This window comes from Candidatus Hydrogenedentota bacterium (assembly GCA_013359265.1).
In the GTDB taxonomy this organism is placed as follows: Bacteria; Hydrogenedentota; Hydrogenedentia; order Hydrogenedentales; family SLHB01; genus JABWCD01.
In genome coordinates, this window is the sequence record JABWCD010000002.1 from 49,609 (window position 1) to 76,109 (window position 26,501).

At 60.9% G+C, this 26,501-nt stretch carries 20 protein-coding genes; 7 read left to right on the top strand and 13 right to left on the bottom strand.

What is annotated here, in order from left to right; genetic code table 11:
* Window positions 1-29: 29 nt before the first annotated feature.
* The 11 genes from HUU46_01355 to HUU46_01405 form a co-directional block, all read right to left on the bottom strand.
* The gene (locus tag HUU46_01355; GenBank protein ID NUM52266.1) at window positions 30-1,481 is read right to left on the bottom strand and encodes an NADH-quinone oxidoreductase subunit N; all 1,452 of its coding nucleotides are present in this window, start codon (window positions 1,479-1,481) and stop codon (window positions 30-32) included.
* 13 nt (window positions 1,482-1,494) lie between these two features.
* Window positions 1,495-3,045 (bottom strand): NADH-quinone oxidoreductase subunit M, encoded by a 1,551-nt coding sequence (locus HUU46_01360; GenBank protein NUM52267.1) that lies wholly within the window; start codon window positions 3,043-3,045, stop codon window positions 1,495-1,497.
* Between the two features lie 30 nt (window positions 3,046-3,075).
* Window positions 3,076-5,043: an NADH-quinone oxidoreductase subunit L gene (nuoL, locus tag HUU46_01365; protein ID NUM52268.1), complete on the bottom strand. Its 1,968-nt coding sequence runs from the start codon at window positions 5,041-5,043 to the stop codon at window positions 3,076-3,078.
* Between the two features lie 28 nt (window positions 5,044-5,071).
* Window positions 5,072-5,404, bottom strand: a complete 333-nt coding sequence (gene nuoK, locus HUU46_01370) for an NADH-quinone oxidoreductase subunit NuoK (protein NUM52269.1) — start codon at window positions 5,402-5,404, stop codon at window positions 5,072-5,074.
* Window positions 5,401-6,021, bottom strand: coding sequence for an NADH-quinone oxidoreductase subunit J (locus HUU46_01375; protein ID NUM52270.1), 621 nt, complete (start codon window positions 6,019-6,021; stop codon window positions 5,401-5,403). The genes nuoK and HUU46_01375 overlap by 4 nt, the downstream gene beginning before the upstream one ends.
* Window positions 6,018-6,839, bottom strand: a complete 822-nt coding sequence (locus HUU46_01380; GenBank protein ID NUM52271.1) for a 4Fe-4S binding protein — start codon at window positions 6,837-6,839, stop codon at window positions 6,018-6,020. Before HUU46_01380 ends, HUU46_01375 begins: the two co-directional genes overlap by 4 nt.
* 2 nt (window positions 6,840-6,841) lie before the next feature.
* On the bottom strand, window positions 6,842-7,969 hold the full coding sequence (nuoH, locus tag HUU46_01385; GenBank protein ID NUM52272.1) for an NADH-quinone oxidoreductase subunit NuoH: 1,128 nt from the start codon (window positions 7,967-7,969) through the stop codon (window positions 6,842-6,844).
* The gene (locus HUU46_01390; GenBank protein ID NUM52273.1) at window positions 7,966-9,273 is read right to left on the bottom strand and encodes an NADH-quinone oxidoreductase subunit D; all 1,308 of its coding nucleotides are present in this window, start codon (window positions 9,271-9,273) and stop codon (window positions 7,966-7,968) included. The genes nuoH and HUU46_01390 overlap by 4 nt, the downstream gene beginning before the upstream one ends.
* Before the next feature lie 289 nt (window positions 9,274-9,562).
* The gene (gene nuoB / locus HUU46_01395; protein NUM52274.1) at window positions 9,563-10,255 is read right to left on the bottom strand and encodes an NADH-quinone oxidoreductase subunit NuoB; all 693 of its coding nucleotides are present in this window, start codon (window positions 10,253-10,255) and stop codon (window positions 9,563-9,565) included.
* Window positions 10,246-10,572 (bottom strand): NADH-quinone oxidoreductase subunit A, encoded by a 327-nt coding sequence (locus tag HUU46_01400; protein NUM52275.1) that lies wholly within the window; start codon window positions 10,570-10,572, stop codon window positions 10,246-10,248. Before HUU46_01400 ends, nuoB begins: the two co-directional genes overlap by 10 nt.
* 284 nt (window positions 10,573-10,856) lie before the next feature.
* Window positions 10,857-12,398 carry a DUF4331 domain-containing protein gene (locus HUU46_01405; GenBank protein NUM52276.1) on the bottom strand — a complete coding sequence of 514 codons (1,542 nt, stop codon included), beginning with the start codon at window positions 12,396-12,398 and terminating at the stop codon, window positions 10,857-10,859.
* Window positions 12,399-12,627: 229 nt separating this feature from the next.
* Here HUU46_01405 and HUU46_01410 point away from each other — a divergent pair, with 229 nt between their 5' ends.
* From HUU46_01410 to HUU46_01430, 5 genes are all read left to right on the top strand, one after another.
* Window positions 12,628-13,971, top strand: a complete 1,344-nt coding sequence (locus HUU46_01410) for a Gfo/Idh/MocA family oxidoreductase (protein NUM52277.1) — start codon at window positions 12,628-12,630, stop codon at window positions 13,969-13,971.
* Window positions 13,907-15,961: a hypothetical protein gene (locus HUU46_01415; GenBank protein NUM52278.1), complete on the top strand. Its 2,055-nt coding sequence runs from the start codon at window positions 13,907-13,909 to the stop codon at window positions 15,959-15,961. The genes HUU46_01410 and HUU46_01415 overlap by 65 nt, the downstream gene beginning before the upstream one ends.
* Before the next feature lie 67 nt (window positions 15,962-16,028).
* On the top strand, window positions 16,029-17,276 hold the full coding sequence (locus tag HUU46_01420; GenBank protein NUM52279.1) for a Gfo/Idh/MocA family oxidoreductase: 1,248 nt from the start codon (window positions 16,029-16,031) through the stop codon (window positions 17,274-17,276).
* 3 nt (window positions 17,277-17,279) lie between these two features.
* A complete protein-coding gene (locus HUU46_01425; GenBank protein NUM52280.1) occupies window positions 17,280-18,185 on the top strand; it encodes a sugar phosphate isomerase/epimerase in 906 nt (301 codons plus the stop codon).
* Between the two features lie 218 nt (window positions 18,186-18,403).
* Window positions 18,404-19,909, top strand: coding sequence for an L-fucose/L-arabinose isomerase family protein (locus HUU46_01430; GenBank protein ID NUM52281.1), 1,506 nt, complete (start codon window positions 18,404-18,406; stop codon window positions 19,907-19,909).
* A 108-nt stretch (window positions 19,910-20,017) separates the two neighbouring features.
* Here HUU46_01430 and HUU46_01435 read toward each other — a convergent pair whose 3' ends face one another.
* Window positions 20,018-23,257 carry a family 78 glycoside hydrolase catalytic domain gene (locus tag HUU46_01435; protein NUM52282.1) on the bottom strand — a complete coding sequence of 1,080 codons (3,240 nt, stop codon included), beginning with the start codon at window positions 23,255-23,257 and terminating at the stop codon, window positions 20,018-20,020.
* A 49-nt stretch (window positions 23,258-23,306) separates the two neighbouring features.
* Entirely contained in the window at window positions 23,307-24,356 is a 1,050-nt protein-coding gene (gene rhaT, locus HUU46_01440) for an L-rhamnose/proton symporter RhaT (protein ID NUM52283.1), read from the bottom strand.
* A gap of 243 nt (window positions 24,357-24,599) precedes the next feature.
* Between rhaT and HUU46_01445 the strand changes: the two genes are divergently transcribed.
* Together HUU46_01445 and HUU46_01450 are read left to right on the top strand one after the other, a co-directional pair.
* Window positions 24,600-25,577 carry a hypothetical protein gene (locus tag HUU46_01445; protein NUM52284.1) on the top strand — a complete coding sequence of 326 codons (978 nt, stop codon included), beginning with the start codon at window positions 24,600-24,602 and terminating at the stop codon, window positions 25,575-25,577.
* 11 nt (window positions 25,578-25,588) lie between these two features.
* Window positions 25,589-26,491, top strand: coding sequence for a homocysteine S-methyltransferase family protein (locus HUU46_01450; protein ID NUM52285.1), 903 nt, complete (start codon window positions 25,589-25,591; stop codon window positions 26,489-26,491).
* Window positions 26,492-26,501 lie beyond the last annotated feature (10 nt).

A 26,501-nucleotide genomic window follows, 5' to 3' on the forward strand; every position in this document is an offset into this window, starting at 1 on the left:
GTACCAGATTCCGGGCCCGCCACCGCTCTCTATCCCGCGGACAGCGACAGGAGCCAGGCGACTGTGCTGGCGTGAATCCTTTCGTAGAACGTCGGCACGATTCCGAGGACTACGATGGCGAGGGACAGCAACGCCAGGGTCACGCCGACGTTTCGGGACACGCCCGGTGTGGATGCTTCCGCGTCCACGGGCTCGATGTACATTTGGCGGACGACGCGGAGGTAGTAGTAGAGCGAGATTGTCGAGTTTACGGCCGCGAGGGCGACGAGCCAGTGGTAGCCCGCCTTGGACGCAATATTGAACAAGAAGAATTTTCCGACGAACCCCGATAGCGGCGGAATTCCCGCAAGGCTGAACAGTGCGACCATCATCGCGAGCGCCACCAGCGGATTGGTCAGCGACAGGCCACGGTAGTCTTCGATCTGCTCTTTGCCGGTTTCGTTCGCGAACCAGACAATGCACGCGAAGGCGGCGAGATTGCTGACGACGTACACGACGAGGTAGAAGAGCATTGCGGGCACGCCCTCGTTCGCGCTCCCGAGAAAACCGAGCAGGAAGTAGCCCGCCTGCGAAATGGCGCTGTACGCCATGAAGCGTTTGACGTTGTGCTGGACGATAGCGACCACGTTGCCGAGCGTCATCGTCAGCGCCGCGAACACGGCGATCAACATGCCCCATTGCGGCAGCCAGTTCCCGAACAGGCGGAACAGAACCTGGAATGCGAACGCCAGGCCCGCCGCTTTCGACGCCACGGAAAGGTATGCGGTGACCGGCGTGGGCGCGCCTTGATATACGTCCGCGGCCCACATGTGGAACGGAACAACCGTCAGTTTGAAGCCCGTGCCCGCGAGCACAAGCGCAACCGCAAGCAGGAACGCCGGTGTGTATTCGCCGGAGACGCTGTGCGCAATGATGTCGAGGTCCGTGCTGCGCGCCAGGCCGTAGAGAATGCTGAACCCGTACCCAATGAACGCCGACGCCAACGCGCCGAGGATCACGTACTTCAATCCCGCTTCGCCGGACTTGGGATCGTCGCGCCGCCACGCCGCCAGCACGAAGAGCGGAAGGGTCGCGACTTCGAGGCTGACAAATAGCGTGGCGAGATCGCGGGCGGACACGAGCAGCATCATGCCCACGACGCTCGAAAGCAGGACCATGTAGTACTCGCCGCGGAACCCCATGCCGCGGGCGCGGACGCGCGCACGGCCATCGAGCGTGTCCATGGAGAGCACCACCGAGACGAGCGCGGCGACCATGAACGCGATTTTGAACCACCACGCTACCGGGTCCATCGCGAAGCGCCCGCCCAACAATTCGCCGGAGGCGGGCGTGAATAGCGCCGTCACGGCAATACCCAGCGCGAGGCCGAGCGCGGAGAGCGGCGCCAACGCCACGCGCGCACGTTCGGTCATGAACATGTCGCCGACGAGCACGACGAAGGCCGTTGCCGCCACGACAATTTCGGGGTACGCGATGTTCATGAAATATTCGCTCTCACATTTCGCCCGTCAGACCCGCGGTTACCGTGCCCTGGAGCCGGTTAATAAAGGGGTACAATGACGGTTCAATCAGATCGATCATGAGCCAGGGCGCCATGCCGACAAACAGCAAGGTCGCCACAAGCAGGCCCGTAGAAAGTTTTTCTGTCAGCGTGGCGTCGCGAAGCTCCTCGAAGTGCGGGTCCCTGATCGGACCTTGAAACACCATCGCAAGGCCGCGCAGTACATACACAGCAGTGACTACAATCGAAAGCGTCGCGATGATGGTGAGTGTGCGCGTCGCGATCGTGTTGGACCATGGATTGCCGAAGAACCCGCCAAGGAACACGTGCGTTTCCGCGACGAATCCGGACAGCCCCGGCAAGCCGAGGCTTGCCAGACCCGCGATGTAAAAAGACGTCGCCAGCCACGGCATGACCTTCGCAAGCCCGCCCATTTCGGGGATGACGCGGGTATGCGTGCGGCCGTAGACAATGCCAATCAGCCCGAAGAAGAGTCCGGTCATAATACCGTGACTGAACATTTGCAGCACCGCGCCTTTGAAGCCCATGAGGTTCAACGCCGCTACGCCGAACAGCACGAACCCGCAATGGCTGACGGACGAGTACGCGGTGAAGTACTTCAAGTCGCGCTGCATGATCGCGCCGAACGATCCGTACAGAATGTTGATCGTCGTGAGGCCCATGAAGAAGAGCGCCCACGCCTTCGCGCCTTCGGGCAGCACGTATACGGCGATGCGCAGCGCGCCGTAGCCGCCGAGCTTCATCAGCACGCCGGCGTGCAACATCGACACAGCGGTTGGCGCGGAACTGTGCCCGTCAGGCGACCAGGTGTGAAACGGAAACAGGGCGCCGATCACGCCGAACCCTACAAAGATCATCGGGAAGAACCACCACTGGAAGCGGCCCGAGTAGGAGACCGAGGCGAGTTGTTGCAGGTCGAAAGTGTGCAGGCCGGATTCGTGGTACAGCGCCAGGAACCCGACGAGCACAAACGCGCTGCCTACGAGGAGCATGAGCGTCAGCTTCATCGCGGCGTATTCTTTCGGCCCCGTGCCCCAGATGCCGATGAGCAGGTACATGGGCAGTACGGCAAGTTCGTAGAACATGAAGAAGAGAAACAGGTCGTAGCTGAGGAAAACCCCGAACACGCCCGTGACCAGCAGCAGGAGCAGCGCGAAAAATTCCTTCGTGCGCGTCTCGACGTTCCAACTCGCAAGCACGCCGCAGAAGATGATGATCGACGTCAGCACGACCATGCTCGCGGAGATGCCGTCGATGCCAACGAAGTATTGGATGCCGAGCGGTTCGAACCAAGCCACGCGTTCGACGAGATACAGTTTCGTCAGCGTCGCGCCGCGCAAGAGTTCCACGTCGCCCGCGGCCTCGACCCAATAGCGGTACACGACGTACGCGGTGAGCGCGAGGCCGGCGCCCGTGCCTGCGGCGGAAATCCACCGAATGGACCGCCAGTGCCGCTCGGGCACGAGCACCACCGCCACCATCGTCAGGAACGGCAGTGCGATCAGCCAACTGACAAGGCCCATGTCTCGTTACTTTCCCCCAACTGCGCCGCGCTACACGAGCGCGGCCCACAAGATCAGAATCACGAACGCCACGCCGCCTGTGAACCACAGGCCGTAGGTTTGCACCTGGCCGGTTTGCGCGTGGCTCAACAACCGCCCGCTGGTACGCGTCGCCCAGCCGCTCGCATCGACGCCGCCGTCCACGACGCGCTTGTCGAACCATGCGATGGGCCGCGCGATCCGCCGAAAGATAATTTTGTGCGTGACGAACAGGTACATCTCGTCGAAATAGAATTTTTGTTTCACGGTGCGGTAGACGATTCCCAATGCCGACGCGGCCGCGCGCGCGCGGCTTCCGTCACCGATATAGAAATATGCGGCGGTGGCGGTCCCAAGCAGTGCGACAAGTGTCGCGGGAATTGCGATTGCCAGGTTTACCCCGTGATGCGCTTCGTGTTCGCCGATGCCGACGTATTGGCCCATGGGGACAAATCCGGTTACCGCGGACAACACGGCGAGCAGCGCCATGGGCATCCACATGACGGCGGGCGCTTCGTGCGCGTGTGACGCGCCCTCGCCGCGGCCTTGTCCCCAAAACGTGACGAAGTAGATGCGAAACATGTAGAACGCGGTCAGCCCCGCCACGAGCATCGACACGCCAAAGACGATCGGGTGCCCGTTTGCAAGCGACGACGCGAGGATTTCGTCTTTCGAGAAGAACCCGGCAAACGGCGGAATGCCGCTGATGGCGAGTGTTGCGATCAGAAACGTGACGTGCGTGATAGGCATCTTCTTTGCCAGACCGCCCATCTCCCAGATCGAGTTCGTGTGGACCGCGTGAATGACGGCGCCCGCGCCGAGGAACAACAGCGCCTTGAAGAACGCGTGCGTGAACAGGTGGAACATGCTCGCTGTGTATCCGCCCGGGTGTTCGATAGTGCTCACGCCGAGCGCAAGCATCATGTAACCCAACTGGCTCAAGGTCGAGAAGGCGAGCACGCGCTTGATGTCGTCCTGCGTCGTGCCGATGACCGCCGCGAACAGGCTTGTAAACGCACCGACGCATGCAACCACCGCCAGCGCCGTTCCGCTGAACGCGAACGCGGGGAACAGCCGCGCCACGAGATACACGCCGGCGACTACCATTGTCGCCGCGTGAATGAGCGCGGACACCGGTGTCGGCCCTTCCATCGCGTCCGGCAACCAGATGTGCAGCGGGAACATCGCGCTCTTGCCCGCCGCGCCCATGTATACGAGCACCATTGCGAGCGTGAGGAGATTGATTCCAATAAACGTGATGCCGAGTCCGGAGAATTCCGCGAGAAACGCGGGGTGGTTGAGATAGGCGAAATCGACCGGCTGGACGTGGGCCAGCCCGTTTGCTGCCGCGCCGACTTCCGCCGACCATGCGGGATACAGCCGGAAGCCCCAGTAGCTGAGAATAATCACGCCCACGAGGAAGCCCAGGTCCGCGAACCGTGTGACGATGAACGCCTTCTTCGACGCGGCAACGGCGGTCGGTTTGGTGTAGTAGAACCCGATCAACAGGAAACTGCTCACGCCGACGAGTTCCCAGCAGACATACATTTGGATGATGTCGGGCGCGACGACTAGCCCGAGCATGCTGAACGTGAACAGGTTCAGAAACGTGAAATAGCGGCCGAAGCCGTGTTCTCCGTGCATGTACGCGTTGCTGTAAATGTGTACCAGCGCGCTGACGGTCGTCACCACAATCATGAGCAGCACGGAGATCGGGTCGACCAGCACGCCGACATTGACCGACAGCCCCGGCTGGTACCGCAGCCATTCGAACGACCACGGCACCAGGGCCGGGTGCTCGTGGCCCGGAGGGTACGCCGTGAAGTATTCCCACGCCAGCATGTACGCGCACGCGGCAGACGCCACGATCGCGAGCGTGCCCACGATGCCCGCGCCGCGTTTCGAGATCGGACTGATCAGCAGCCCGTTCACGGCGAACGACGCAAGCGGCAGCGCGGGTATCAACCACGCGTGCTGCATCATCCATCCGGCGCCGTTCGTCATTGCGTCAACCCTTCATCGAGTTCATTTGGTTCACGTCGACACTGCCGCGCAGGCGGTACAGCGCGACGACGATCGCCATGCCCACCACAATTTCGGCCGCGGCCATGACGATGATGAAGATCGCCATGACGTGGCCATCGACGGCATCCGGCGCGATAAAGCGATTGAAAGCTACAAAATTCAGTGCCGCCGCGTTCAGCATGATCTCGACGGCCATCAGGATCGCGATGGCGTTGCGGCGCGTGAGCAATCCGTAAAGGCCTATCGCGTACAGGACGGCGCACAACGTCAGCCATTCCGCTATCCCCGGCGCAAAGCGTGCCAGCAATTCCGTCATGGTTTGCCCCCGGCGGGCGGCGATTCGTCCTGGACGCGGGCGGGATGCAGAATCGTTTCGCCGCGAAGGTCGCCGCCGGTTGTAAATGGCTGGTCTTTTGGCGGCGTCTTGCGCGCGACGACCGTGCCGCCGACGACCGCCACCAGCAGCAACAGCGAAACCACTTCGAACGGAAGGAGGTATCCCGCCGATCCCCTATCGAGAAGCGCCACGCCGATTTTGTGGATTTCGTCGCCAGACGGCGCTGCGTTCGGCACGACGGGGAACTCCGTTGCGCGCAGGGCCATGCACGAGATGAGCATAAACGCAATTGAAAACACCGCGCCGAACGCACGGGTCGCCGCGCGCGGATGGTCTTCCAAAAGCTCCGACGATCGGGTCAGCATAATTGCAAACACGATCAGCACGACAATGCCGCCGACGTATACGAGAATCTGAACGCCCGCGAGAAACTCCGCGCGCAACATGACATAGAATCCCGCGCTGAGCGCAAGCATACCCATCAGGCCGAGCGCGGCGCGCAGGAGTTGGCGCGCGTTGACCGCGGCCAGCGCGAGCACGACAACGGCGATCGACAACCCGTAGAACAGGACGGTGTATGTGGCGTCCGCGATCATGCCGCCCCCGGGGCCTGTTCGGGACCGCCCGCGTGGTGTTCAAGCGCAAGCGCGGCGGTCAAGGGTGGAAGGTTTGGGAGTCCGGTTCCATTGAGCGGCACCGGCCCGCCGTAGCGGTCGCGCTTCTCGATCATCCGCTTGCGCACTTCCGGGTTCGCCTCGTCCTGAATCAGATTGATGCGCGGCCCGGCGAGCCTGTTCAGGTTGTATACCAGCAGGCGCCGGTCGTACACGGCGTTCTCGAACCCACCGGTCATCTCGATCGCGTCCCAGGGGCACGCCTGCACGCACGCGTTGCAGAACATGCACGAGTCCAGCCGCCACACAAAGCGATCGATCTCGCGATCGTCGAGAATCTCGCCGTGGCGCGTCATGATGCGTATGGACGCGTTCGGGCACGCCTCTTCGCACTTCGCGCAGCCGGTGCAATTGTGGTACCAGCGCGTTTCGTCGTCCTCGCGAATCCACTCTGCCGCGACGTTTGCGTCGGTCTGCGTCTCGTGGGCGAGGTGCTCGAGCAGCGCCGCGTGCGTTTCGTGCGCGGTTTCGTTCGGAAACTTGAATCGCAGGTTTCCGCGAAACCGTTCGGTGAGCGTCAAGGTATCGCGGTTCTCCGGATACTGCCGGGTAACGATGTCTTCCGGCGACCAGAAATAGCGCAGCGTAAGCCACATTCCCTTGAACAGCCCCAGCACCGCGTTGAACGCGACGTGCAGCCGGCTCGGCGGTTGGTTGCGCAGGACCAGGGCCACCGGCACGACCTTGCCGGCGATCTGGCGTTGCTCGTTGACGACCCGTATGGAGTGGATCATACCCATGGCTATGGCGCCGCCACCGGGAACGGATACGCGTTCGTAAGCACCACGACCGACGCGACCAGCAGGTTAGCGAACCCGATCGGCAACAATACCTTCCATTCGAGGTGCATGAGTTGATCCACGCGCAAGCGCGGGAACGTCCAGCGAAACCACATGATGATGAAAATGATTGCGGTCGTCTTACCGATGAACCAAAGCGCCGGGGGAATCGCGTCCATCGACGCGTTGAACGCCGACCAGTCGCCGATGTGAAACGGCATCCAGCCGCCGAGAAACAGCGTTGCGGTCAACGCCGACACCGTAAACATGTTGATGAACTCGGCGAGGAAGAAGAAGGCGAAGCGCAGGCCGGAGTATTCCGTATGGAAACCCGCCGTCAACTCGGATTCGCCTTCAGGTATGTCGAAAGGAGTGCGGTTCAACTCGGCGGTCGACGCGACGAGATAGATTAGAAACGCGCAAAGTCCCGCAGCGTGGCCGCGCCAAATCCACCAGCCCGATTCCTGGCTGTGCACAATGCCGGAGAGCGACATCGTGCCGGAGAACAAGACGACGACCAAGAGCGCGAGCGTGGCGGACAGCTCGTACGAGATGATCTGCGCGCCCGCGCGCATGGCCCCAATCATCGACCACTTGTTGTTCGAACTCCATCCCGCAATCAGGATTCCCATCACGCCGAACCCACCGATGGCGGTGATGAACAAGATGCCTATATTGAGGTCGGCGACTTGGGCGGCGGGCGAGTATGGAATGAGCGCCAAGAGAACAACCGGCACGAGCAGTGCGAGGAACGGCGCCAGCATGTGCAGCCAGCGGTCGGCCATCCGCGGTACGAAATCTTCCTTGAACACAAGCTTGACCGTGTCCGCGACCGTCTGCAACAGACCGAAGGGCCCTACGCGCATTGGCCCGACGCGGCACTGGAAGTGCGCGGCGACCTTGCGCTCGATATAGATCAGCGCCATTCCGAGGAACGACAGCAGCAGCGCCACGCCGGCCATTGACGCGAGGAAGTAGCCCGCCGTGAGCCAGAGGTTCTCATCGGCCGAATCCGCCGCGCGTTGAGCGACGGTGATCGTCTGCCAGACGCGGCCGGCCGTGGGCGGCGGCTGTATATCCGTTGCGTTCATCGATCGATGTCCGGTATGACCAAATCGAGGCTCGACTGGATTGCGATAAAGTCGGCGATACGCCAACCCGCGGCGATTGCCGTAACTACCCAGAGGTTGTTGAAATTGGGCGAGCGGAAGTGCAGCCGGTACGGCGTTTTGCTCGTTCCGTCGGATGCGGCGAGCACTCCGAATACGCCGCGCGCCGTTTCCACATGTCCATAGTGCAGGCCTTCTGGAAGGATGATGTCGTCGTTGTATCGCAGCGTAGCGATCGGGCCTTCTGGGATATTGTCGATGAGTTGCTCGATGATGCGAATGGATTCCCGCATTTCTTCGAGCCGCACGTAGTACCGGTCCCAGCAGTCCCCGACGGCGCCAACGACGACGTTGAACTGCACCTTGCCATACATGCCGTAGGGCTCGGCTGCGCGCAGGTCGTATGGGACGCCGCTCGCGCGCAGGATCGGCCCGGTGCACCCGAGCGCAAGCGCGCGCGCACCGTCGATCATGCCGATGTTGCGCAGACGCTCCTGGAAGATCACGTTTCCGCTCAACAGCGTCTCGTATTGTTCGATGCAGTCTTTCAGGTACGGAAGGAGTTTCTTCACCTTCGCGGCAAAATCGGGCTTGATGTCGTACATCAGCCCGCCGGGCTGAATGTAATTCATCGTGAGCCGCGCGCCGATTGTTTCCTCGAAGATTTCGCCGATGATCTCGCGCTCGCGGAACCCGTAGAGAAACGCCGTGTACGCGCCGAGGTCCATGCCCGTCACGCCCCACCACAGCGCGTGACTCTGGAGACGCTGGAGTTCCGCCATGATTGTGCGAATCGTTTCGATGCGATAGTTCGTCGGAATGCCCGCGGCGGCTTCGACCATCCGTGCGACGGCCCAGTTGTTCATAATCGCGGACAGGTAATCGAGCCGATCGGTATACGGAACGATCTGGCGGTAGGTCAGGTGTTCGCACATCTTCTCGACGCCGCGGTGGACGTATCCTGGAACGGGAATGACGTGCTTGACCGTCTCGCCGTCCAGCCGCAGCACGACGCGCAACGAGCCGTGCGCGATGGGGTGCTGAGGCCCCATGTTGACGAGGTATTCCTGCGTCGTCAGTTCGCTGTCGGCAATGAGCGGCGCGTGCAGCAGTTCGTCGAGCGTTCGGACCTGCACGCTCACTTCGGCAGCTCCAGCATGTACTCGTCCTGATAATCTTTGCGCAACGGAAACCCCGGCCAGTCGTCTTCGAGAAACACGCGGCGCAGGTCGGGATGGTTGTCGTAGAGCACGCCGAGAAGATCGTAGGCCTCGCGTTCCTGCCATTCCGCGATCGGCCAGATGCCGCATACGGACGGCGCGATCGGTTCCGATCGCTTGACGTTTGCCGTTACAAACATCGAGTGCCCGTGGACCGAAGAGTATAGGACGTACACCAACTCGAATCGGTTTTCGTGAGGCACGTCTACGGCCGTGTGGGTCAGGAGCAAATCGAATTGCAGTTCGGGGTGGTTGCGCAGGGATTTCATGACGCCGAGCAAGTCTTCCACGGCAACCGCAATGGCGGCGCGATCCGCATGCGGCCTGTGTTGCACGGTGGGATGAAGCGACCCAATCAGCGTGAGGAGGCTTTCCGAATCCATTCTCTCACCTTTTGGGCCCAGGGTTTCTCGTTCGCGGATTTTTCGACGTCGATCACGTTTTCGTCGATCAACGTGCCGCGGATTTCCTTGCGAATCTCGTGGATCGTCACGTCTTCCGGCAATGCAGCCATGACCGGCTTTCGGCGAATCCCCGGTTCTCGAATCGTCTCGCCTTCGCGAATCATGCGTTGGAGCGTCAGCAGCCCCCAAAAGAAGGCCTCGGGCCGCGGTGGACATCCCGGCACATATACGTCGACCGGGATGACTTCGTCGGCGCCGCGGACGACGGTGTAGGAGTTGTACATGAACGGCCCGCCTGAAATGGCGCACGATCCCGTTGCGATCACGTATCTCGGTTCGGCCATTTGTTCGTAGAGCAGGCGCATGCGCGGCGCCATCTTCTTCACGATCGCCCCCGCAATGACCATCAGGTCGGCCTGCCGCACGGAGGCGCGCGCCACCTCCGCGCCGAAGCGCGAAAGGTCGTGGTGCGACGCGCCCGTGGCCATCAGCATTTCGATCGCGCAGCACTTCGTGCCAAACATGAGCGGCCACAGGCTGTTCGATCGCGCCAGATTGATCGCCTGGTCCAGCCGCGTGATCGCGACCGAGCCGCCGGGAAAACGCTCGACTATGCCCGGCAATTTCTCGAGCGCTACACCCATTCCAGGACCCCTTTCCGCCACGCGTACACGAGGCCGAGGATGAGGACGAACATGAAGATGGCCATCTCGATGAGTCCGGGCAGCCCGACGGCGCGGAACACGACCGCCCATGGATACATCAGCGCCGCTTCAACGTCGAATACAAGAAAGAGCAGGCCGAAAAGGTAGTAGCCGACGTTGAACTGAATCCAGGCCTGGCCGATGGGTTGCTCGCCGCATTCGTAGGGGATGTCCTTGAGCCCGCCGGGACGTCGCGGCGCGACCAGACGGGAAACGACCAGCCCTCCGGCCACCATCGCGGCGGCCAGCACGACCATCGCCAAAACGAACAAAAATTCCACTTCGGCATTTAAGGCCAAGCGGCACACCGCTTTAGCCTTCCCCCCGGCTACCCGTTCCCCCTGGCTTCTGTCCCGATACGCCAGCGAATAGCCGAATATATATGAAATTGTACCTTTTTATCGCACCAATTCGCAAACGCGAGGAGGGGCGTCAATGCGCGTGTCTTTTTGGGGGGGCGTTTGACTCGAGTGGGCGCACCGGCACGGGACGGGCGCCGCACTGCCCCCCGCGTTGGAACCGGAACGTGTCCGGTAAACTGCTAGTCATCGTTGATGCCGGAATCCTTGGAATGACTTGGTCCGGCATGCGGCGTCCCGGAATAGGGGAAAATCTGGTTGAAGACTTGGTCATTCGCGGCGACGTTGTCACCCATGATTGTGACTACCGAGTAAACCGGACCACTCGCCACGAGAGACAGCGCGATATCCACGACGTCGTCCCCCGGACGGCGTCCATTGGGCCAGCCGCTGGATTTCGTTTGTGCGCCGCTGTCCAGGATCGTATCGCCACCGAAGAATCCCAGGCGGTTGAAGCCGATCTGTCCCGGAAGAGGCACCGCTGCAGTAGTTGTATCGACACGCAGCACGTCGGGTATGAACACGTCCGCGAGATCGGTGCGGCCGGAGGTGACGAGACTCGTACCGAACACGGTGTTGAAGAGCGATGCAATCTCGGGGCTGAGCGCGTAATCGATGAACTTGTTCGCATCCGTCACAGGTTGCGTGCGGCTGTATTTGTCCTTGTTCCGGAGCGCGATGAACAGCTCATTGAACAGCGGGTTGCCCATGCGATTGACCTGAATGTACGGCCCCGATGTTTTCGGATCGCCGTCCACGCGGCGAATGGTTTTGCGCGGGCGGCCGACCGTGGCGTACACGCCGACGCCGTTCGCCGTGCCGTTTGCCGGTAGCGCGTTCGCCAAATCCGCGAACGGTGCGGTGTATTCGAATGAAGGGAGCGAATCAACCGGAATCTGAATCGCGAACGCGAGCACGTTATAGCCCTTCATTCCGTCCACGCCGCCGCCATCTTGTCCAAGACCATCGGCCAGGTTACCGTTGTTGTCAATGATGCGCGAATCCAGGAGATCGAAAAACCCGGGGATATCGCTGTAAAACCCGTCCTCGCGCTGGCCGGCGAACACTGCGACCCCAGATGGCAGGGCGTAAAGCGTCTGCTGTGTGTATTTGTCCAACGACCCAAAATCGACTGCGCCGGAAATCGCGCGGCCAGTCTGCGAGTCGTTGTAGAACGGCGTCGTGCGCAGCCCAACATTGGGCGGCGGCGTCAGGAGATCACTGCCCAGAATCGTCTCGTTGCCGTTGCTGTTCACGCGTGTGACGGAGTACGTCTGCGTGAAATTGTGCCGCGCATCGTTGACGTCAAGTATTGGCCCGAACTCGGTCCCGAGGCCGTACGAAAGAATGGTGTCTTTGTTCTTCAACCGCGCTCCACCGTCGGGATTGCTGTTGGAGAATTTGAAATCGTAGCGGCGCACCCCCTCGCCGGTCACGGGGTTGGCGATGTGAATACTGTACAGCGCGTCATCGGCGAAACGGTCGTAAATTGCTCCTGCGCCAGGTTCACAATACGGGTGGACATGCACAATGACGTTAAGCACCTTTACGCCAGCGTCGTCATATTTGGTACCGACGAAAGCGTAGACATCGGTGATGTTGGCGTCGGGGTCCTGTGAAACCAATGGAGCGTCGCTATGACTGGAGCCGTTGGCTGGCCCGGGGAAAAATGCCAAGGCGCCCAGAAGCACCGCCGCCGATAGATGCCGGGTAGTGTTATTCATCGGTTATGCACCCCTCCTGTGGTTTGAGTTCTTCCTGCCCGAACGTGCGCACCAAACCCGGCGATTGACCCGACTTCCAGCGGCGGGACGGACTGCCGCCCATGCACCAATGACTTGCAGCGTTGCTACGCTACCAGTCCGCTCCCCGCCCGTCAATAGCGTAGCGCGTTTATGTGTTCTCGCGCGGGTGTAGGTGTATAATAGGCACACGAAGTCGGGGGGCTTCATTATGGGGGCGAATACCACTCTGTCTCGACGGGGGTTCCTGAAGGCCGGCGTTGTAGCCGGATCGATCGCGGCGGGATTCCCAACCATTATTCCGGCGTCCGCCATTGGGCGGGGCGGGCGCGCGGCCCCAAGCGAACGCGTCGTCATCGGGTGTATCGGCGTGGGCGATCGCGGCGCCTACCTGATGGGGTCCGCGCTGCGGCAGCCGGACGTGCAGGTTCGTGCCGTCGCCGACGTCAAACGTGACCGGCGCGAAGCGGCCAAAGCGGCCATCGACAAGTATTACGGGAACAGCGCCTGCGACGCCTACAACGAATTCGAGGCCGTCACCGGACGCGACGACATCGACGCGTGCATCGTCGCATCGTGCGATCACTGGCACGTGCTGCACGCCGTGGCCGCGGTACGCGCGGGAAAAGATGTGTACGTCGAGAAACCGCTGGGCGTCAGTCTCGAACAGGATCAGACGCTCCGCAAAGCGGTTCGCCGCCACAAACGCATTTTTCAATTTGGCACGCAACAACGATCGGACGATCGCTTCCGCCGCGCGTGCGAACTGGTGCTGAACGGGCGCATCGGCACACTAAAGTCGATCAACGTCTGGTCGCCCGCAAGCGTGTCCGGCGGACCCACCGAGCAGGCGCCCGTGCCGCCGACGCTTGACTACGACCGCTGGCTGGGCCCCGCGCCCGACGTTCCCTACACGACGGAACGCGAGACGAACAAGTGGTGGTGGTTTATTTCCGATTACGCAATCGGCTTTATCGCCGGTTGGGGAATCCATCCTATCGATATCGCGCTGTGGGGCGCCGGAAAACTCGCGCAATCTCCCGTGCGCATCAGCGGCAAAGGAACGTTCCCGGCCGAAGGCCTCTGCGACACCGCCACGTCCTGGGACATTACATGTGCCTACGAAAGCGGAATCGACATACGTTACCGCTCAGAGCCGGCGCCCGCCGAATGGAAGGAGCGCTACGGCCAAATCAGCGGACACGGCACGGCATTCGAAGGTACGGAAGGCTGGGTGCACGTGAATCGAAACGTCATTCGCACGTTTCCCGAAAATCTTGTCGACTCCGTGATACAACCTAACGAAGTGCACCTGATCAAAAGCGATCACCACATGCGCAATTTCATAGACTCTGTAAAATCGCGCAAGGACCCCATATCCCCGATCGAATCGGCGGTCCACGGCGACCTGCTATGCCAGGTCTGCGATGTCGCCATTCGTCTTGATCGGGAAGTGCGCTGGGACACAAAGAAGGAGCGGTTCATTGACGATGCGGAAGCCAATCATCGGTTGGAGCGCGAAATGCGCGGCCCGTGGAAACTGGCGCGCATGTAGCGCCATATCATCTCTGCTGTTAACGGCCTTCGCGGCATTCGCCGCCGAAGGAAATCCCCAATTCACGGGCCGGTACTATTCCGGCGATGGCGATATTGAGTACCTGCAACTGCTGGATATCTCGCGCCGGATGTTCGCGTGCGATCCGGAGTTTCAGAACCTGTCGATGCTCTATATGCCCACCTGGAACGGTCTCGTCGAAGGGCCCACCTGGGGCGCGTGGTGGATACAAAACAGCTACGGCACGACGTATTGCGCGCTACCCTTCCTCGAAGAGCCGTTCACGACGTTCCTGCAGAACTCGCAAGACCTCTGGTTCGACCAGATGGGCGACGGCAAGCGCGTGGGATACAAGGATTGGGTCGCGCCCGACGGATGTCTATGCGACGCGGCGTCGCCGGGTTGGATCGTTTACAAACAAGGCGACGGCCGCACAGACATCCACGATTGGGGCATGGAATTCACGGCCGCCGGCGTTGTGCTGCAAGCAGAATTGCTGTTGATCAGCCGCGACGCGAAGGAAATTGCGCATTACCTGCCGATGCTCGAGCGCAGCGCGAACTTCATCGAAACGCGACGTGACCCGACCAACAATCTCTTCCTTGCCGGACCGGCGGGAAACCTTCTCGCGCCGAGCTTCGCCGGCTGGAAGCGTCCGGATGGAACGTACGACAAGGCGTATCTGACCGGACTATCGATCACCTATATCGCAGCGCTAGATCGTCTTATCGAACTCAAAAAGCTTGCAAATGCGACGGAGAAAGTCGCCCTATACACCGACCGTCGCGACCGCGCGCGCCTCGGCCTGAAACACGTCACGACAGACGAAGGCTACTTCATCAAATCGCTCGATCCCGACGGAACGCGCCACGGCGTATTCGGAGCGGAAAAGCACGGCTATTTCGAATCCTCGCCTAACCACGACGCAATTGCATTCCGCATCGTGGACGACGCTCAGGCGAACAAGATTTACGATAAGATCGCGTCGATCCCGCTTTTGCGCCGCCACGACATCATCATCGCAAACGAACCCGGCCTCGACGACATGTACGAGGAGCCCACGTCGTGGCTCTGGCAACACGGGACCTGGGTCAACGGCGGCCACTGGTCCACCTGTGAAGCCCGCATGGACCTCGCGTACTTCCGCCTCGGCAAATATGAAGACGCGCGCCGGGCGGTAAATCACATGATGCGCTTCGCGCGTGAGTTCCGGCTCGACAATCCCCTCGTCGATTTCGGCAACGCCGTGTACCAGCCGAAGGAAGCGTACAATTTGTGTTACGACTCGTTCGGGCCGATGGCGGCGATCGTGCGCGGACTGTTCGAATACCTCTACACGGCGGACACGCTGACAATCATCCCGCACATTCCCACCGGCATTACGCGGCTCGATCAAAAATTCCCCGTCCGGTTCGGCACGAAACGGATAGCGTTGCGCACCGTGGGACAGGGCCCCGTGACATCCGTGACAATCAATGGGAACCCGTGTTCCACGTTTGACGAACGATCCGTTCGATTGGAATACGGCGCGCTGCCCGACTCCGCCGTTGTAGCGATCGGTCTCGGAGGTAGCGCGACTGACCAAGTTGGGTCCGCGCCAGAGCTGTCCGCTCGCCATCAGCAGGATCTGGATACGGAAGCATCGCAGTTGTTCGCGGTCTCCGCAGGGAACAACGCCGAAGCGCTTGCGGCCCGTATCGCGAAATTCGCTTCAACCCTTGATGCCAGCGATTCACGTAACAGCTACGAAGCGTCGCACGCGGGCTTGGCCGTAGAAGCTATCAACGCGATCGTTGCGCGCAAACGCTTGAACGACGCAGGCAAGCTGGCGGCGCTGCCGGAACCCACGAAATCCGCCGCTGACAAGCTCTATGTCGATACGGCGCTGAAGCTTTGCCAGGGGCTGGAACAAACGTTGAACGCCTACGAGTCCTCCGCCGATCCGGCGAAGGTTGCCATCTATCAGGCGTGGACGAAAGCAAAGATCTAAGCTTCTCACAAAACGACTTCACGCGCCGCGACTCGGGGGAGCGCGGCGTCACAGGGGGAAACACACCATGTCGTTCGTTACGAACAGGCGCGCCTTCCTAAAAACGGCCGCGGGCGCGACGGCGATCTCGATGTCCGCATCGAGTTACGCGCGCGTCATTGGCGCCAACGACCGCATCAACATCGGAATCATCGGTTGCGGCAACCGCGGTATCGAAGCGCACATGCGCGGCATCAACACGCACGCGCAGGCGCAAAACGTGGTCATTTCCGCGGTATGCGACCCGTGGCGGCCGCGTCGTGAAGAGGCCGCCGCGCGCTGCAAAGAGTGGTATAACATCGACGCCAGGCAATTGGTCTCGTACCGTGATCTGCTTGAGCTCGACGATATCGACGCCGTCACCATCGCTTCCTGCGACCATCAGCACGCCACGCACCTGAAAGCCGCGGCCGATGCAAATAAGGATGTCTACATCGAAAAACCGCTCGGCAAGGACCTCGACAGCGTCAAGAAAGCCTGCGACGCCGTGAAAAAGAACAAGGTCGTCGTCCAAGTCGGCACACAACTACGCAGCATGGCGAGCATGACGGGCGCGCGCGTGGTGTACAAAACCGGTATTCTCGGCAAGGTCGGCCGCATCGAACAACACCGCAACGAGTGGCGGCCATATTGGTACGGCTACGTGAAGGACGTGCGGCGCGAAGACGTCGACTGGGACGAATTCCTCCTGCACGCGCCGAAGCGCGAATTCGATCCGCGCCGCTATTCCGGATGGTACGGTTACCGCGACTACTCCGACGGGCCGGTGCCCGGACTCGGTTCTCACTTCATCGATCTGGTGCATTACATCACCGGCGCCCAGTTCCCCGAGAGCAGCGTGTGCCAGGGCGGCATCTTCACGTGGATCGACGAGTACAAGTTCACCTGTCCCGATCACGTGCAGGCGACGTGGATTTACCCCGAGGGGTTCATGGTCAGTTACACGACCAATTTCGGCAACGCCGCGGGCGATTCGTTCGCCATCTTCGGCGAGAACGGCATGATCGATCTCGTGAATTGGGACAAGCCGATCCTTTCGGGCGAAGGCGCGGGACCAAACAAGGCGTGCGTGCCCGAACCAAAAATGATCGATCACGTCGAGCGCCCGGACCACATGCTAAACTGGTTGCAGTGCATCCGCTCGCGCGAGACGCCGCATGCATCTATCGACGCGGGATACCAGCACGCCGTCGCGGTGATCATGGCGATGCGCGCTTACGATACGGGGCATCGCATGGCGTACGATGCCAAGGCCCGCGAAATTCGGAAGGGGTAGGCCATGGTATCTTCCATTTCACGCAAAGAATTTCTCATCCGGGCAAGCGGCTCCGTCGCGCTAGCGGCGTCGTCCGCGTCCTTTGCCGCCGAACAGCTCGCCGCCACGTGGCAGATCGGTTGCTACCTTCGCCCGTGGAACCAGTTTGAACACACCGTCGCGCTGGACGCCATCGCCGAGGCCGGCTTCAAGTACACCGGCCTCCTGACCACGAAATCGCCGAACAAGTTCGGTATCACCGTAAACACGACGCCCGAGGAAGCCGCCGCAATCGGCGAGGAGTGCAAGGAACACGGGCTCGGGTTGCCTTCCGCGTACGGTGGCGACATTCCGCTCGATTCCATCGAAGCCGGCATCGCGGGGATGCGCAAGCTGATCGACAATTGCGCCACAGCGGGCGTGGCGAACCTGATGATGGGCGGCGTGGGCACGCCGGAACTGGGCGAAGTCTATTACAAGGCCATTGGCGAATCCTGCGCCTACGCCGCGGAAAAGGGCATCGGGATCAGCGTGAAACCGCACGGCGGCACAAACGCGACCGGCCCGCAATGCCGCGCGCTCATCGAAAAAGTGAACCAAAAGAACTTTCGACTCTGGTACGACCCGGGAAATATTTTCTTCTATTCCGATGGAAAGCTGAATCCTGTAGACGACGCCGCGACGGTGGATGGGCTTGTCGTGGGCATGAGCGTGAAGGACTACCGCGAACCCAAGACAGTCGACGTGACCCCCGGCACGGGCATGGTCGATTTCCCGAAGGTCCTCGCGCGGCTCAAACGCGGCGGATTCACCTCCGGCCCGCTGATAGTCGAATGCCTGAAACCCGGCACGCAGGCTGAACTGCTGGAAGAAGCGAAAAAGGCCTTCGCGTTCGTGACGAACCTAATCGCGTCACCAGGAAGCACATGACGCTTTCGTGCTCGTGCTCGTGCGTCGTCATCGTACTCGTGCCTCGTTTTTCCTCGTTCCCAAATTTCCATTTGGGAACGCGCTCTTGAAAAGCTCTGCTTTGGTCTTAGCCTTATGGAATGTCGACGGATCGAATGCACGATTACGAGTACGAGCACGACGGTGAGGCAGGATTACTTCCGCATTTAAAGACAAAGACTTGAATGGAGGATGGAGCAATGCTGCAAACGACAAATAATCCAGCCCGCCGCGCGCGCGTCGGTCTTTTCTCCATTGGTCATCCGCACTACTGGAACCAATTCGCGGGCCTGCACGATCGCCTCGTCGGCTATGGCCAGTTCATTGAACGACAAGTCGCGCACTGGGCGGAAGTGCACAACTTCGGCATGGTTGACTCGCCGGAGAAGGGACGCGCGGCGGGCGAGTTCTTCAACAGTCGCAACGCCGATCTGGTCCTCTGCCACGCCGCGACATACGCGATGAGCGCGTTCGTACTCCCCGTGTTTCAACGCTGCAACGGACCCGCGATCGTCCTAAACCTCCAACCCGCCGAACGCATGAACTACGCGAAAACCACGACCGGCGAATGGCTCGCGCACTGCTGCGCATGCTGCGTCCCGGAGCTGGCGAACGCCTTAACGCGATCGGGAATCCCGTTCCACATCGTCAACGGACTGCTCGGCCTAGACGAAACGCCCGCGATCTCCGTCGCGAACGAGACAACCTCCGATCGCCCTGAAGCTGTCAATGCGTGGCGCGAGATCGAGGAATGGGTCCGCGCCGCTGGCGTCGTGCGATCGCTGCGCGAGGGCCGCATGGGTTTCCTCGGCCATACCTATCCCGGCATGCTCGATATGTACAGCGATTTCACGATGATCCAGGCGCAAACCGGCATGCATGTCGAAATCGTCGAGATGTGCGATCTTGCGCGGCTCGTTTCCTCCGTCACGGACGACGAAAAACGCGCCAAACAACGCGAGGTCGCGGAATTCTTCATCATCAGCGAGGACTCGCCCAGCGATCCGCTCGCGAAGAAACCAACGCCGGAACAACTCGATTGGTCGTGCACCGTCGCCGCCGCGCAGGAAAAGTTGGTGCGGGAATTCAGCCTCGATGCACTGACCTACTACTACCGCGGCGCGCCGGGCAACGAGTACGAGCGGTTACAGGAAGCGTTCATCCTCGGCCACTCGCTGCTCACTGCGCGCGGTGTGCCGTGCTCCGGCGAGGGCGACATGAAAACGGCCGTCGCGATGAAGATATGCGACTTGCTCGGTGTCGGTGGAAGCTACAGCGAACTCGTCGCGACGGATTTCGTCGACCAAACAATCCTCATGGGCCATGACGGACCCTTCCATATCGCCATCGCCGATTCCAAACCGATTCTCCGCGGCATGGGCCTCTACCATGGCAAATGGGGCTCGGGCGTGTCCGTCGAGGCAAAAGTGAAACGAGGCCCCGTAACTACGCTCGGCATCACTCAAACGCTCGACGGAAAGCTCAAAATGATCGTGAACCAGGGCATCGCAACCGACGGCGAAATCCTCCGCATCGGCAACACGATGACGCCCGTGCGATTTGCTGTAAGTCCCGTGGAACTGATGGACGCGTGGTTCCCCATGGGCCCGACGCACCATTTCGCGATGTCCGTCGGCCACAACGCATCGCAATTCAAAAAGGTGGCAACGCTCCTCGGATGGCCATTCGAGACCGCATGCCTATGACATGAGACACACCCAAACCATATTCGCTTTTATCATGCTCGTAATCGTAATCGTGCTCGTAATCGTAATCGAACGTCTCGAAAATCCTTGTGGTAGCCGGTGCTTTTGCTAGGACTTCACCGAAGAGAATCTGTATGTCCCCGATCCCACGCGATAAACGACCCGATCCGCCTCTTTCCTGAGCGGTTCCAGTCGCTGTGCATCGTTCTCCGCGCCGTCCGTCTCGGAAACGCTGCCCGCGTCCGAGGTGGGTACGTACACGTCCGACGTCGAATTCGGCGGCACACTCAAGCTCCACGTGAATTCGTCCCCGTCGTGTTTCCATTCGCTTTCGATGACGCCATACGGACTGCGATACGTCGCGCGAGCGAAGTCTAATCCGTCCACCGGTTCCGGCCTTAGGATGAAGTGCTTGAATCCCGGCGCTTCGGGATCCGGCCGAATGCCTGCGAGATACTCGTAGAACCACACAAGCAAATCGCCCAGCAGCATCACGTGATTGTGCGAATTCATCGCGGGATCGGCCGTGTTCCCGTTCCACAACTCCCAGATCGTGGTCGCGCCGTGGTCGATCATGTAGCCCCAACTCGGGTAATCGCGCTGCGTCGCGAGCGTGTAACCGATATCGCTGCGCCCGTTGCTCGCAAGCGTCCGCATCAGCCACTGCCCGCCGATCAACCCTGTGCCGATGTGCCCGTTGTTCTCGACCGCGATCTTCTTTGTGAGATGATCGAACACCGCCGCGCGTCGCGCTTCCGGCACGATGCCGAACGCCAGCGGCAGCACACACGATGTCTGCGTGCCGTTGTCATACGTGCCGGACTGTTCGTTCAGATAGGTCCGGTTAAACGCGGATTTCATTTTCCCGGCAAGTCCTGAGAACCGTTCGGCATCGCCGGCCTTTCCAAGCAGTGACGCGTACCGCGCCATCAACGTCAGGTCGTGGTAGAAGTAGGCGGAGCCAATGAGATCGCCTGATGTTTTCCGCTTCGGATCTTTGCTGTGGATGAGATCCTGCGATTCCGGCGGGACGCACCAGTCGCCGTATTGGTCGCGCGGCATCAAGTCATCCTTGATGAATTGGCACATGTAATCTACCCAACGCTTCATCGCGGGATAATGCTTCTCGATCACACGCATATCGCCGTACTTCTCGTAAAGCGTCCCTGGAATGATGATGAAGCTGCTCGGCCACGTCACGTTGTCGGTATAAAACGGATAGTACGGCGGCGCAACGTCCGGTACGGAGCCGGTGTCCTTTTGCGCGTCTTCCATGTCCTGTACCCACTTCTCGTAGAACAATGCGAGGTCATACAAGTACATCTCTCCGCGCGATTCTTCCGACCGATCGCCGAGCCATCCCTGCCGTTCGTCGCGCTGCGGACAATCGGTCGGCACGCTCCGATAATTCCCGCGAATACCCCACACCGCGTTGCGATATATTGCGTTGATCGTCTCGTTCGAGCACGCGAACGTCCCCGCCGGCTCGACGTCATCGTGAACAACTTTTCCCTCGATCATATCCGGGGACAGCTCACCCGGAACGCCGCGCATTTCGACGTAACGGAACCCGAAATAGGTGAAGTGCGGTTCGCAAAATTCGTCACCGCTTCCCTTGAGCGTATGCACGTACTCGGCCTTCGCGCTGCGAAGATTGGCCACGTAAAGACTGCCATCGTCTTTCAACGTTTCCGCGTGGCGCATCCGCACCTTCGTTCCCGCGGGCCCGTTCAACCGCACGCGACACCACCCGACCATGTTCTGCCCCATGTCCACGAGGTAGACCCCCGGCTTTACGCGGCGGACGGATTTCGGCGTAACCGTTTCGACAACCCGAATCGGTTCGATCGACTGCGACGCGAGCACACCTTCCGGCGCCGGAACTACCGTCGCGGGCCGCCACGTCGAATCATCGAACGCCGGTTCGGACCATCCCGGAGTCTCCATCCGCGCGTCGTATTCTTCGCCGTCGAATTCGTTGTTCGTACGGATGGGACTATCGGTGCTCAGTTTCCACTGCGCGTCGCTCACGACGACCTGCGACGTGCCGTCCTCGAACTCGACATGCAGTTGCAGCAGCAATTTCGGGTAACCGTAACTCAACATGCCCACGAACGAACTGCCGCGCGGCGCGTAATACCTCCCGTTGCCCAGTTGCACGCCGATCGCGTTCGCACCCGGGCGCAATTCCGGCGTCACGTCGTATGTGACGTAATACACGCGCTTCGTGTAGTCGCTCAGCGCGGGCGACAGCACATGGTCCCCGATGCGCCTTCCATTCACGTACAGCTCCGACAGCCCAAGCCCGGCCATGTACACCAGCGCCGACCGCACGGGTTTATTCAGCTCCACAGTCCGCCGCAGCATGCGCGCGGCCAGACGTCGATCCTCCGGAATGCTGACATCGCCCCACGGTTTAATGCCGTGCGGTCCAAGCTCCATCGCCGGCGCCCACGCGGAATCGTCGAACTCCGGCGCGGTCCAATTCGCCGCATCTTCCTTGGCCACGCGCCACGACGCATCGGTCGCGCTTCTAAGCATAGAACCGTCCGAAAACGTCACCTCGACGACGCCAATGAGACCCGCCGGATTGTCCGATTCGCCGCCGTTCTCCGCTTTCACCGCAACAACATTTCGTCCCGGCTTCAGCAGTTCTCCAATGTCAAATTCCCCGGCGATGTGATAGTCCGGATTAATACCGGCTGGAGTGCCGTTCACGAAGACCGACGCCGAATTGTCGGCGGCAATCAGCGTCCGCGCGGAATCGATGTGCTTGTCTGTGGGCACGTCCAACGCGAACCGGAAGTATCGCGCGCCAAGCGGAGCCCCCTCCGCCGGATTTCCCTCCGGGTACCAAAGCCAATGCGCGCCGTTAAGCCCCTTCCGTACGGGGCTGGAATCGTCGCCAATCCATTGCGCGGTCCACTCCTCCGAACGCAGAATCCCCATGCTCCACCGCTGCGGCGCGCTCCATTCGGACGCCTCCCCCAACTCGTCCCAGACGCGGACCTTCCACCAGTACTGCTGGCGCGATGTGAGCGGTTTACCCTCGTATGGCACGAGCACGGATCGATCCGAATCGCGTTTCCCGGAGTCCCACAGATCGCCCGTGCCTTCGTCGAGAAGTTTCGCGTCGCTCGCTACGATCACGTGATGCGCGGTTTGTGCGGCGCCCCTGCGTTTGGATTGGAGTTTCCAGCTCAATCGTGGTCTTACCGTGTCGATCCCCAATGGTTCGCGCCGATACTCGCACTTCAAGTCGCCAACCGTAATCGCCGCGGACGCCACAAGACTGCTTCCAACCACCGCCAATAGCGCGATCAGCCGAAGTACAGTTTTCCTACTCATTGGTCTCATTGGTCTCATCGGTCCCATACTTTCCACCCGCCACCGGCCCTCACCCGCTACCCGCCAACTTGTTCCCATACCCGATTACCACGGTCGAGAGGATCAGCACCAAGAGGCCCGCGAGAATCCACGCCGTGGTGCGTTTGCTGCACCCTTTCCACTCGCGCAATCCAAGCGCCCAGATGTTGCTGAACACGATGATGAACGCCATGTGCAGCGTCCAACTCGCGAAATCGTAGCGGCCCATCTGTGTCGTGCCCATGCCGTAGAACATGAACTGCAAGTACCACGTCACGCCCGCGAGTGCGCTGAACAGGTAATTTGCCAAGAGCGGTGTGTCGCGGCGCAGGTAGTCTCCACCCGTCCTGTTCCGCACGTTCAAGTAAACGCACCATATACAGTTGGTCGTAAATCCACCGGCGAGAATGACGATGAAAACGGGCGCGTTTTGCCACAGATGTGCCGCGCCGCGTTCAACGGCGAGCGCCGCGATCGGTTTACCGGCATTGATGGCGAAGGACATGCACGCGCTCATCACCCCCGCGAACACCGCGACCCAAACGCCGCGCCAGAAGTTGAACTCCGCGATGACCGCCGTCTTGCCGCTTTCCGGAAGCTCCCGCTCCTTCTGGATGCCCGCGTGACCGCACACCGCGATCCCCGCGAGACACACGACGACGCCCGCGAGCACCACACGGCCGGACGCCGCCGCCATCATGCCGGCAAGTTCGCCGGTGAACATTGGTGGAATCAGCGTACCCAAGGCGGCGCAGAACCCGAGCGCAATTGCGTACCCCAGCGAAATGCCGAGGTAACGCATCGAAAGACCGAAGGTCAGGCCGCCTACGCCCCACAACACTCCGAACGCGTAGCTCCAGAAGAGGCTCTCACGCGGCGCATCGGCGAGTATTCCCAGCACGTCCGGCGCGGTGAGCAGCGCCACGATCCACGGAGCAACTATCCAGCTCAAGACTCCGCCCACCAACCAGTAGCTTTCCCACGCCCAGCCGCGCACCCCCTTATATGGAATGTAGAAGCTGCCCGCGGCGAGCCCGCCGATGGCGTGGAGCATGACGCCCAGAAAAGGATTGGATACCACGACTCGGGTCCCCCGTCGTTGTCGCAGTCTATTACGTCGCCCGCATCCCCCCGGCGCGGACGCCACAAGTCTACAGGAAGCGCCCGCTGCGGCGCGAAAACTTGCCGGAAATTTGGATCAATAGCTAGAATAGCACTGGCCGTTGGGGAACGGCCCGCATTCTGGGGGAAAAGCTATGCGATTCGCTCGCATCCGCTTCTCGTCATGTTCTCGTATCAATCGCCGTACGCGGGGTGTCCGCGTATGACGCCACGCGAGTCATTCATTGCCGCTTTGGAGCGGCGTCCTCCAAGCGGGCGCGTACCGCATTTTGAGTTGGTGTTCTTCCTCACCATGGAAGCGTTTGGCCGCGTGCACCCGCTGCATCGCAACTACGCGCAGTGGCTGCAAATGACGGACCGCGAACGCGCGTTGCACCGCGCCGACATGGCCGATCTCTTCATCAAGACCGCAGAACGCTACGAACACAATGCAATTTTCCTGCACACGAACCCAAGCACGGAAGACGAAGACATTCGCATGATCGATCTCGTTCGCGACATGTCGGGTGACGCCTACTTCCTGATGCTGCACGGCGACGCCACCTACGAGATTCCGCCGGGCGACAAGATGGTCTCGTGGGTGTCGTGGCTCTACGAAAACTTGGACGAAGCCAAGCACAAAGCCGACGAAAAGGTGAACCGCATGCTCGAGAAGGCGGAGCGATTGGCGAAACGCGGCGGACTCGACGGGTTCGCGCTCTGTGCCGACTACTGCTACAACGACAACCCGTTCCTGAGCCCGGACCTATTCGGCGAAGTCGTCGCGCCGTATCTCGCGAAGTTGTGCAGCGGAATGCGCGACCTCGGCTATTACGTAATCAAGCATACCGACGGCAACATCATGCCGATCATCGATCAACTCGTCGCAGCCCGACCGCACGCGCTGCACTCCCTCGATCCGCAGGGTGGCGTCGACATCGCGGAAGTGAAGCGGCGTTACGGCGGCGAAGTGTGCTTGATCGGGAACGTGAACTGCGGATTGCTGAATTCCGGCACCGATGAACAGGTCATCGAGTCCGCACACTACTCCATTCGGCACGGCATGCCGGGGGGCGGCTACGTATTCTCGACCAGCAACTGCATTTACACCGGCCTGCCGTTGGAGCGGTACGAACTCATTTGGAGAATATGGCACGAAGAGGCCGTCTACCCGGCGCAACCGGTCACCACGGCGGTATAAGGAGTACCACAATGCAGACTATTCGAGATGCGTTGCGCGAAAAGAAGCTCCTCGTATCCGACGGCGCATGGGGCACGATGCTCATGGCCGCGGGTCTGCCGCCGAACGTATGTTCCGAACTCTGGAATGTCGAGAACCCGGATGCCGTGCGCAACGTCGGGGCGCAATACATCGCCGCCGGTTCCGAACTTATCACGACGAACAGTTTCGGCGGCACGTCGTTCAAGTTGGGGGACTATGGACAAGGCGCTCGCGTCCGCGAATTCAATAGGGCGGCCGCATCAATTTCCCGCGAGGCCGCCGGCAACGACCATTTTGTCATCGGCTCGATGGGCCCGACCGGCAAGTTTCTGCTGATGGGCGATGTCACGGAACGGGAGCTTTACGACGCTTTTCGCGCACAGGCGGAGGCCTTGGCCGAGGGCGGCGCAAACGCATGCTGCATCGAGACCATGTCCGCAATCGACGAAGCGGTCCTCGCCGTGAAGGCGGCGAAAGAAAATACGGACCTCGAGGTGATTTGCACCTTCACCTTCGATCGCGTCGTTGACGGCGTGCATCGCACAATGATGGGAGTGTCGCCGGCGGAAATGGCGGCGGCGATCGTGGACGCCGGCGCGGACATCATCGGCTCGAACTGCAGTCAAGGGCCTTCTACGATGGTTGGGATTGTGGAAGCGTTGCACGCGGCGGCGCCGGACACGCCCATCGTCGTCCATCCCAACGCGGGCATCCCCGCTTTTGTCGACGACGCCGCGCAGTATCCCGAGACGCCGGAATCGATGGCGGCGTATGTCCCCGCGCTCGTGCGCGCCGGTGCGTCCATCATCGGCGGTTGCTGCGGCACGACGCCCGGCCACATTCGCGAGATCGCGGCAACCGTTCGATCGGCACGAAGAGAATCCCCCCGATAGGGAACCGAGC